Source organism: Synechococcus sp. R6-10, from assembly GCF_047461815.1.
In the GTDB taxonomy this organism is placed as follows: Bacteria; Cyanobacteriota; Cyanobacteriia; order Thermostichales; family Thermostichaceae; genus Thermostichus.
This window is the reverse complement of sequence record NZ_JANSHW010000262.1, coordinates 1-8,207: the sequence shown is the minus strand read 5'-3', so window position 1 is coordinate 8,207 and position 8,207 is coordinate 1. Positions and strand designations below refer to the sequence as shown.

10 protein-coding genes and 1 pseudogene are annotated in these 8,207 nt (G+C 56.1%); 4 read left to right on the top strand and 7 right to left on the bottom strand.

Features of this window, described 5'->3' with window-relative positions:
* Positions 1–278: 278 nt before the first annotated feature.
* The 3 genes and pseudogenes from NW837_RS08205 to NW837_RS08195 form a co-directional block, all read right to left on the bottom strand.
* Positions 279–435, bottom strand: a pseudogene (locus NW837_RS08205) (RNA-guided endonuclease TnpB family protein); the annotation flags it as partial.
* A gap of 94 nt (positions 436–529) precedes the next feature.
* Complete coding sequence (locus tag NW837_RS08200) at positions 530–1,351, bottom strand: amino acid ABC transporter permease (RefSeq protein ID WP_148202748.1); 822 nt, start codon at positions 1,349–1,351, stop codon at positions 530–532.
* A complete protein-coding gene (locus NW837_RS08195) occupies positions 1,348–2,211 on the bottom strand; it encodes an ABC transporter substrate-binding protein (RefSeq protein ID WP_414330534.1) in 864 nt (287 codons plus the stop codon). The genes NW837_RS08200 and NW837_RS08195 overlap by 4 nt, the downstream gene beginning before the upstream one ends.
* 427 nt (positions 2,212–2,638) lie before the next feature.
* Here NW837_RS08195 and NW837_RS08190 point away from each other — a divergent pair, with 427 nt between their 5' ends.
* The 3 genes from NW837_RS08190 (at position 2,639) to NW837_RS08180 (ending at position 5,023) form a co-directional block, all read left to right on the top strand.
* Positions 2,639–3,586: a sugar phosphate nucleotidyltransferase gene (locus tag NW837_RS08190; RefSeq protein ID WP_414330537.1), complete on the top strand. Its 948-nt coding sequence runs from the start codon at positions 2,639–2,641 to the stop codon at positions 3,584–3,586.
* A 49-nt stretch (positions 3,587–3,635) separates the two neighbouring features.
* Complete coding sequence (locus NW837_RS08185) at positions 3,636–4,346, top strand: class I SAM-dependent methyltransferase (protein WP_414330533.1); 711 nt, start codon at positions 3,636–3,638, stop codon at positions 4,344–4,346.
* A gap of 134 nt (positions 4,347–4,480) precedes the next feature.
* On the top strand, positions 4,481–5,023 hold the full coding sequence (locus NW837_RS08180) for an NYN domain-containing protein (protein ID WP_011429576.1): 543 nt from the start codon (positions 4,481–4,483) through the stop codon (positions 5,021–5,023).
* Here NW837_RS08180 and NW837_RS08175 read toward each other — a convergent pair.
* The 4 genes from NW837_RS08175 to NW837_RS08160 all read right to left on the bottom strand — a co-directional run bounded on the left by NW837_RS08175 (position 5,020) and on the right by NW837_RS08160 (position 7,182).
* Positions 5,020–5,247 (bottom strand): hypothetical protein, encoded by a 228-nt coding sequence (locus tag NW837_RS08175; protein WP_414330530.1) that lies wholly within the window; start codon positions 5,245–5,247, stop codon positions 5,020–5,022. The two genes, NW837_RS08180 and NW837_RS08175, sit on opposite strands and share 4 nt — an antisense overlap.
* Before the next feature lie 106 nt (positions 5,248–5,353).
* On the bottom strand, positions 5,354–6,232 hold the full coding sequence (locus NW837_RS08170; protein ID WP_414330528.1) for a dienelactone hydrolase family protein: 879 nt from the start codon (positions 6,230–6,232) through the stop codon (positions 5,354–5,356).
* 399 nt (positions 6,233–6,631) lie between these two features.
* Positions 6,632–7,033, bottom strand: coding sequence for a YraN family protein (locus NW837_RS08165; RefSeq protein WP_414330526.1), 402 nt, complete (start codon positions 7,031–7,033; stop codon positions 6,632–6,634).
* Between the two features lie 26 nt (positions 7,034–7,059).
* Positions 7,060–7,182: a hypothetical protein gene (locus NW837_RS08160; RefSeq protein WP_011429573.1), complete on the bottom strand. Its 123-nt coding sequence runs from the start codon at positions 7,180–7,182 to the stop codon at positions 7,060–7,062.
* Positions 7,183–7,593: 411 nt separating this feature from the next.
* Here NW837_RS08160 and NW837_RS08155 point away from each other — a divergent pair.
* Positions 7,594–8,207: TMEM165/GDT1 family protein (locus tag NW837_RS08155; protein ID WP_414330525.1), on the top strand; the 614-nt coding region annotated here is incomplete at its 3' end.

The following is an 8,207-nucleotide window of genomic DNA, read 5'->3' as shown; positions in this document are numbered from 1 at the left end:
ATCATAACTTCCGCATTCCTCCCGACACTGACCCTACGGGTACAGTGCGGGGCTCCTGCAATTTCTAGCTGACGAACAGCTTTAAGTTGCATCGCTTCCTAACTTCCCTCTTCCCCTGGGAGTGGTCGCGGAAGCAGCGCGGAACGCTTGGGGAGTGTCCCAATCCAGTTTGGAATGGCTATGGCTTGCATGGCGAAGCCATACACTGTTGCCCAGGGCTGCAGCGATTGCATCCTGCTCGTTGCCAAACAGAATGGCAGTATCCCGCAAAGCTCTGATCTGACGCTGCGAAACTTCGGGTCTTTGCTCTCTCGAAAGGCCAACCCTGCCTCTTGAATGGCGTTCCGCTTGAGGTGGCAGGGATCCTCTTTCACCCACTGCGGCAGGTCAGTGCAGGATGATGTCCCCCAGCTTTCTGGCTGTTTTTGGAGCCCCCTGCTATCGCGAACGGCACAGCCGGTCTTTGTGGGCAACCACAAACGTATGCAAGCAGACACCAAAGTAATGGCCGGATTAGAGTCAGGCTCCTCTAGCGGGCCAGGTACCGTTCCAAGCGTCCCTGGAAAAATGACAAGATCAACGTCAGCAGCCAGTACCACAGCGCTGCCACCACCAAAGCCTCGAAGAAGTGCTGGCGCGGCAAACCTGCCTGTCGAGCCCGGCCCATCAACTCCTGCAAAGCAATGGCACTGGCCAGGGCAGTGTCTTTCTGCATGGCGATGAATTGATTGCCAATGTCGGGTAGGACAATTCGGAAAGCTTGCGGCAAAATGATGCACCACAGGGTTTGCCAGGGCTTAAGCCCCAGGGCATAGGCAGCTTCCCGCTGCCCAATGGGAATGGCTTGGATCCCGGCCCGGAAGATCTCGCTCATGTAGGCGCCATAGTTCAGGCTCAAGGCCAGCACCGCCGAAGTGAACGAGCCGAACACCAGACCCAGTTGCGGCAAAGCCTGGTAGATAAACAAAAACTGCAGGAATAGAGGTGTGCCCCGCATCAGCGAGACATAGAGAGCAGAGAGGCTGCTTAGAGGGGCAATTTGGGAGAGCCCCGCCAGCGCCGACAAAAAGGCCAAGGTGGTGGCACAGAGGATGGAGACCAAGGACAGTTGAAAAGTAGTGCCCACCCCTTGCGAGATAAACCACCACCACTCGCGCACAAAGTTGCCGTTGAGACGCAAGGTACGGATGGGGATCCCGGCCAACTCCAACTGTACCCCGCTGAAGGTGAACAGCAACAACAGCAGCCACAGAACCAACCACAACCCCTGGGCCACCGGGAACGGGATCCCTTTTCGAATCCGGGGCGGTGGGTAAATGGGCTGCTCCAGTGGGATAGAGTCTTTGCTCACTCAGCTTTTTTCGTCAGATCAATGCCGTAATACCGCTTCGAGAGGGCTGTTAGCGTGCCGTCCGCATGCATGGATTCTAAGATTTCGTTAATTTTGGCTTGCAAGCTCTCGGAAGGGGCAGGGCTGGAGCGATCCAAGGCCACAGCCAAGGCTTCATAGTAGACCGGATCCCCCAGAGTTTTCAGGGGCAGCCCTTCCCGAATGGCATTTTCAGCCGTCGGCAAAGCCGTCAAGACTGCATCCAAGCGGGTGCCATCCCCCAGTGCCAAGTCCTGCAGAGCCAGGCTATCGGTGTCGTAGATGCGAATGTCCACCCGCGGGGCCGGAACTTGGATGGTCTCTCCTTCCAGGGTGAGGTTGCCCTCCAGGTAAGCTTGGTAGGTGGTGGCGGTGCCCACCCCAACTCGCTTTCCTTCCAAGGCGGCGATATCTGTCAAGGTCGAGGCTTGGTGGACCACGAAGCTGGCGGGGGTGTAGTAGTAGGGAATGGTAAACAGCAGAGCTTTCTGGCGCTCGGCAGTTACGGTCATGGAGCCGACATTGACATCCCAGCGGCCATTCCAAGATCCGGCGGTGATGACATCAAAGTTGATATCCAAAAACTCAGCCTTTACCCCCAAGCGCTTGGCGATCTCGCGCGCCACATCCACGTCAAATCCTTCCCAACTGCCGTCGGGATTGAGGTAGCTCTGAGGCCGGTAATTGGAGTCGGTGGAAATCCGGAGCACCCCCCGCTCTTGAACTTGAGCCAACAAATCGCTACCTTGGGCCAGCAGGGATCCCTGGTGTGTGCCTAGAGCCCAGCATCCGGCCAGGGTCAAGCAAAGGGCTTGTAGGGATCGGCGTCGAGAAACAGACATCGGCGAAACCTCAGATGAAGGTGAAGGGCAAACCCATTGGAATCCATCCAAGCTATCCAAGGCTGTCACAATTCCCGTTGCAAGGTAGTATCACCTGACACTGCCGCTTTGGGTGGCTATTCCCGACTGGGGCGAGCGGGTCGCAATTCTCCAAACATGCTCTAAAAAAGGCAAATCAACTGTCTCAGGATTGAGCTTATGAATCCCAATTGAGATTGAAATATCTCCTCCAGAAAGGCATCCCCTGAGACTTGCGATCAAGACTCGTGCTGTGTTGCCCGAGGGGCAATCCGTATCCCTCTGTGGGCAACGGAGAATCGACGTTCTGGGTAGCAGAAAACATTTGGCTCGACCCAATGGATCCCCCTTAGCAATTGGGCGGAGAGGATGTCAATATCTTTGGAAGAGAACGGGGTTGAGGGTGGTTATGCAAGCGGTGATCTTGGCGGGTGGGAAAGGAACTCGCTTACGGCCCTTTACCTTTTTGCAACCCAAGCCTTTGTTGCCCCTCCTGGATGTGCCCTTTTTGGAATGGCTGATCGGGCGCTGCCGCCGAGCCGGCTTGACGGATATTTTGCTCAGCGTGGGTTATCTGGGCCAACAAATTGAGGCTGCTCTGGGAGATGGCGCTGCTTTGGGGGTGAAGCTCCGCTACATTCCCGAAGAGACGCCTTTGGATACGGCAGGAGCTTTGGTGCTGGCTCAGCCCTATTTCACCGGGGATCCCTTGGTGGTTTTCAATGCCGACATCCTCACGGATCTGGATTTGCAGGCGTTGATGCAATGTCATGTGCAGAGCAAGGCCATTGCCACCCTCACCCTCGCCCGCGTGGACGATATCACCGCCTATGGCCTGGTGGAAGTTGGGGAAGGGGGCCAGATCCAATCTTTTCGGGAAAAACCCACCCCTGCAGAAGCCCTCACCCTCACCACCGACACGATCAACGCCGGCACCTATGTCTTGGATCCGGCCATTTTTAAAGACTACCCCAGTGGGGATCCCCTCAGCTTTGAGCGGCGTATCTTCCCCGATTTGCTCAGGCAAGGGCAACGGATGCAAGCTTATCTCCACGCAGGCTACTGGCGGGATCTGGGCACGCCAGCCAGCTATTACCACGGCCAACTGGACATTCTCCTGGGTCGAATGACGGATTTTCCCTTAGAAAATGTGCAGCAACAGGCGCCGGGGATATGGGTGCACAAAACGGCTGAGATCCATCCCAGCGCTCAACTGCACGCCCCCTGCTACATCGGCGCCCACACCCGTTTGGGATCCCAAGCTCAGATTCCGGCAGGCACCATCCTCGGCAGCCACAGCTGGGTAAATGGATCCCTGCAGCCGGGAGCCTACGGGCCGAGAGTCCTGGTAGTGTAGGTTAAGTGCAAGTTAAGTTCACGACCATCCAGGACAAAGCCATCAGCAAATGGAGCTACCACAAACCGGGGAACGCTGGGATCCCTACCTTGCCTCTGTGGCTGCTCGCTTTAATCGGGAGCTGGAAATTCAACTGGGTCGGCCAGCTTGGCAACTTCCCCCAGACCTGGAGCAACTGCCTTTTTGGCAAGCCCAGCAGCGGGATCACCTGCAAGAGCGCCTCGGGATCCCCTTTTGGCAACTGCGTGCCCCCAAAAAACGGGAAGCCTGTTTGGATTTGGGCTGTGGGGTAAGCTTCCTGACCTATCCCTGGAACGATTGGCAAGCCTACTTTTACGGCCATGAGCTGAGCGGTGAGATTGTGCGCTTTATTCGCTCGCGGGCACCCCAGCTTAACTCCAAGCTGTTCAAGTCAATGCAACAGGGATCCGCCCACCATTTGGAAAACTACGAGTCGGAGCAATTTGATCTGGCCATTGCCACCGGATTTTTGTACTACTACCCGATTGAGTACTTCGACGCGGTTTGGGCAGAGTTGATGCGAGTGTTGCGACCGGCTGCACCTGTGATTATTGAAGTGGTCAATCCCGACTCGGTGTGGGCGGAACAATGGGGCCTCATCGAGCTATTCAAAGGCACTGAACCGATTTTCACCCCCCTAACGGAGTGGGAGCGGCGCATCGCAGCCTTGGGGGGCAAAATTCAGAAACAGGCCAGTGGCGAACTGTTCACCACCTATTGGATTCAGCGCAGACCGTGATCTGCTCACAACCGGGAAAGTATCGGAGCATTCGGAGTAGTGGGGTAACCTTTAAGGCTGGGTACTAAGATTAAAAATAAGATAAAGATTAAGATTAAGAAGTGTGATCCCGGACAAGGGATCCACCGCCATCCATGCAAGCCTCCTCTCCCACCTTCCTCTTGGTTGATGGCTACAACATCATCGGAGCTTGGCCCACCCTGAGCCAGTTAGCGCGTCGCTCCCTGATGGAATTGGCCCGTCTGCGCTTGGTGGAATCTTTGGCCAACTATGTGGCCTTCCGGGGCTACCAGGCGACCGTGGTGTACGATGCCTACGCCCAACCCACTCCAGCCCGGCAAGAGCGCTCCCCTTCGGGTATCGAGATCCTGTATACCTCCTATGGCGAGACCGCCGACAGTTGTATTGAACGGCTGTGTGCCCAGTTGCAGAGGGATGGGTGTCGGGTAAGGGTGGCTACCTCCGATCGTGTCCAGCAGTTGGTGATTGGCGGCTACAACGCCGAATGGGTCTCGGCAGAACAACTGTGGGATGAAGTGCAGCAGGCCCAGCAGCAGATCCGGCGCGTCCAACCAAAACGGCTATCGAGCAAGCGGGGCATTGATGCCTACTTGGATGCAGATACCCTCTCGCGCCTAAACCGCTGGCGGCTGTCCGGCCAAGATCCCATGCGCTAAATGCCATCGTAGGGAACGGTGGGAGCTCCATACCAAAGATGCTCCTCATCTGGCGAGGCAGTGGGCAACTGCTCCTGTGAAGGATCCGCCGGAGCCAGCTCCCGCTCATCCACCAACACCAGCACCCGCACAACTCGATTTTTGGGCAATTGTTCCTGCGCCTTCATGGGCAAGATCAGTTGACCTTGGCTGTCGGTACGGGCCCAGAACTCATGTGCTTCCATGCTGTTTCCCTGAGATGGCTAGGAATATACCAGCTTGCCCCAAGCTCTGCCTTCGGCGCAGTCAAAAAAAGACTCCGTCCTGCCGACGGGAACAGATGAGATCCCATCATTGAGACCGGGATCCCTGGGCCAAGCCGTGTTCTCGAAACCAAGCCTGCAACCGTTCCCAAGCGTCACCAGCCGCTTCTGGGCGATAGGTGGGGCGATAATCGGCAAAAAAGGCGTGGGGAGCATCCGGGTAGATGATCAACTGCGATGGATCTCCGCAAGCTTCCAGAGCTGACTTCATTTGCTCCACCGTTTCCAAGGGAATGCTGGTATCTGCACCACCATACAAACCCAACACAGGTGCCTTCAGGCTGGCTGCCACATCCAGCGGATGCCTTGGGGTTAAGGGTGTGGACTCTCCCACCAAACGACCGTACCAGGCAACACCCGCCTTCAAGCCGGGTCGGTGAGCCGCGTACAACCAAGTGATTCGACCACCCCAGCAAAAGCCAGTAATGCCCACCCGCTCTGGATCCGCACCTGAGTTGCCAATTGCCCAATCCACCGCCGCATCCAAATCCGACATCACCTGAGCATCGGGCACCTGGGAGACGATGGCGCGAATCTCCTCAAGGCTCTGCAGCTGAGAAACATCCCCCTGCCGGAAAAACAGCTCGGGAGCCACTGCCACATAGCCCAACTTCCCCAAGCGGCGACAAATGTCTTGAATGTGCTCGTGTACACCAAAGATCTCTTGCACCACCAAAACCAGTGGAAAAGGGCCAGAGCCGGTCGGCTTGGCACGATAGCCAGGGATCTCGCCATCTGGGGTGGGAATGGTGACGGGGCCGGCTTCCAATCCTTCGCTATCGGTGATGATGGTTTGGGCAAAGATCGGCTGTACTGCCGAGGCAAACCCAGCAGCGACGTTGGCCAGCTTCAACTGACGGCGCTTCCAGCTGCTGGAGGATCCCCCCTTGGGTTGCTCCGCATACATAGGCCCAATCCTCAAAAACACAAACCCCTCTTCTCAGGATAAACAATATTTTGTCTGTAAAGATTCTTTCTACTGACAGTCTCGATGCAAATCTTGCCTATCCTGTCTGAGATCTGCATCGTAGAGCTGTTAAGATCGGCTCGGCACAGCGATGCTGATCAACGGAAATGCAACTCAAGAGACAGTTAAAAATCAGTTAAAAACCGGAAATCTTTGGGTCAAGCATTTCAAGAAGCATCGATGCCATCTCGCACTTTGGAGCTTATTTGGCAGTTGCCGAAATTGTTGGATGATGGCAGCATTGGGCAGAGCCAAAAAGACAAACTGAGCGTTTGGCAATAGCGGCAAAACGGCAATTGTACTGGTGCAGATGGCCTTGACAAGTGAGATAAGTTTGCTTCAACAAATCTCAAAAGCCGCTGGCAGGTAGTCAACCAAAGCATAGCTTACCCCTTCCCCAGAGGCCCGACGTTCTATCAGCGCAACATCAAAACGGCAGGACAACTCGGAGAGGTGGGGATGCTGGCTCAAGAAGGCTTGGGCAGCCCGGATCAAGCGTCGCTGCTTGGGGATCCCAACCGCCAAAAGCCCGCCTCGATCCCAGCTACCGGGGCTACGGGTTTTCACCTCTACGAAAATCAGCACATCAGCTTTGTGGGCAACCAGATCCAGCTCGCCCCAAGGGCAGCGCCACCGCTGGGCCAGGATCTGCCAGCCCTGCTGACAGAGATATTGCCGCACCCAGTCCTCTCCGGCGTCGCCTGTATTCTGGAGAGAAGCTCCTTTGGGCAAGGGATCCATGAAAAAATCACCAATCGCGCCCGGCTCTAATGAGCAGAGCCATTGCCGTGATACTTGTCGGTGTCGTAAAAGCCGTTGCGGGTGCCGAAGTAGAAACTTGCCAGAGAGAGGACAAGAGCAACCCCCACCAAGACTAACTTTGCATCCACGTGGTTTTCCCCTGATTTTCTCCTCAACCGTGATCATAATAGCCTGCCGCTCCTTCACAATCCTCTGGTAAGCGATGCGCGGCACTGATATCGGCCAAGGCACAGCAAGTCTTGGGGGATCCCATTGGAGAGCTTTTCTTGAATGCTTGAATGAATGACTCCCACTGGGAGCTCAGCATGCTACCATTTAGACGGAAAGGGAGTAGTCAGGCGGCTTACCGCCCTCTGTATCGACATACTGGCTAAAAACAGCCCGGTGCAAGAGACAAAGCAAGCCCGGCAGGCTGCTTTGGTGACGAGACTTTCACTGAGTTCACGCAGAGGTGAGCTTGGTGAGTCCGTCTGACTTTCCCAGCCTTCACCTCTAGGTGTGAACCGATTCCACACACAAGAGAGGTTGGAGGCTAAACGATGTGGGCTGGTTTTGCGTCAAGTTTGCTGTTGGTTACGGTAGCAGAGTTTGGGGATAAAACCTTTTTTACCCCCCTGATTCTGGCTATGCGACACCCGCGCCGCTGGGTTTTCTTGGGGACGTGGCTGGCTTTGGCCGTGATGACCTTGCTGGCGGTGGTGGCCGGGAAGGTGCTTTTCAAGCTGCTGCCACCCCTGGGCGTGAGAGTGTTATCGGCTGGGGTTTTCGCGGCTTTTGGGCTGAGAATGCTCTGGCAAGCTTACAAGATGACTCCCCAGCAGGAAAAAGAAGAAGAGGAAGAAGCCCTCAGGCTGGTGGAGCAGGCAGAAGAAAAAGGGGCGGGCCGCGGCGGTGCTTGGGCCATTGTGTGGGAAGCCTTTAGCTTGACGGCCTTGGCCGAGTTCGGGGATAAAACCCAGATTGCCACCGTCTCCTTGGCGGCCACCCACCCGGGATTGAGCGTCTGGGCAGGGGCTACCCTTGGCCATGGACTGATGGTGGGGCTGGCGGTGGTGGGAGGTCGTTTTTTAGCAGCTCACATCTCTGAACGCGCCGTGCATTGGGTGGGGGGCGGCTTATTTCTGGTGTTTGCGTTGCTAACCGGTTGGGAGCT

Bases quoted from the DNA above. Each gene is read 5' to 3' on its own strand.
- NW837_RS08185 (WP_414330533.1), top strand. From the start codon at position 3,636: ATGGAGCTACCACAAACCGGGGAACGCTGGGATCCCTACCTTGCCTCT.
- NW837_RS08195 (WP_414330534.1), bottom strand. From the start codon at position 2,211: ATGTCTGTTTCTCGACGCCGATCCCTACAAGCCCTTTGCTTGACCCTG.
- NW837_RS08190 (WP_414330537.1), top strand. From the start codon at position 2,639: ATGCAAGCGGTGATCTTGGCGGGTGGGAAAGGAACTCGCTTACGGCCC.
- NW837_RS08170 (WP_414330528.1), bottom strand. From the start codon at position 6,232: ATGTATGCGGAGCAACCCAAGGGGGGATCCTCCAGCAGCTGGAAGCGC.
- NW837_RS08180 (WP_011429576.1), top strand. From the start codon at position 4,481: ATGCAAGCCTCCTCTCCCACCTTCCTCTTGGTTGATGGCTACAACATC.
- NW837_RS08165 (WP_414330526.1), bottom strand. From the start codon at position 7,033: ATGGATCCCTTGCCCAAAGGAGCTTCTCTCCAGAATACAGGCGACGCC.
- NW837_RS08175 (WP_414330530.1), bottom strand. From the start codon at position 5,247: ATGGAAGCACATGAGTTCTGGGCCCGTACCGACAGCCAAGGTCAACTG.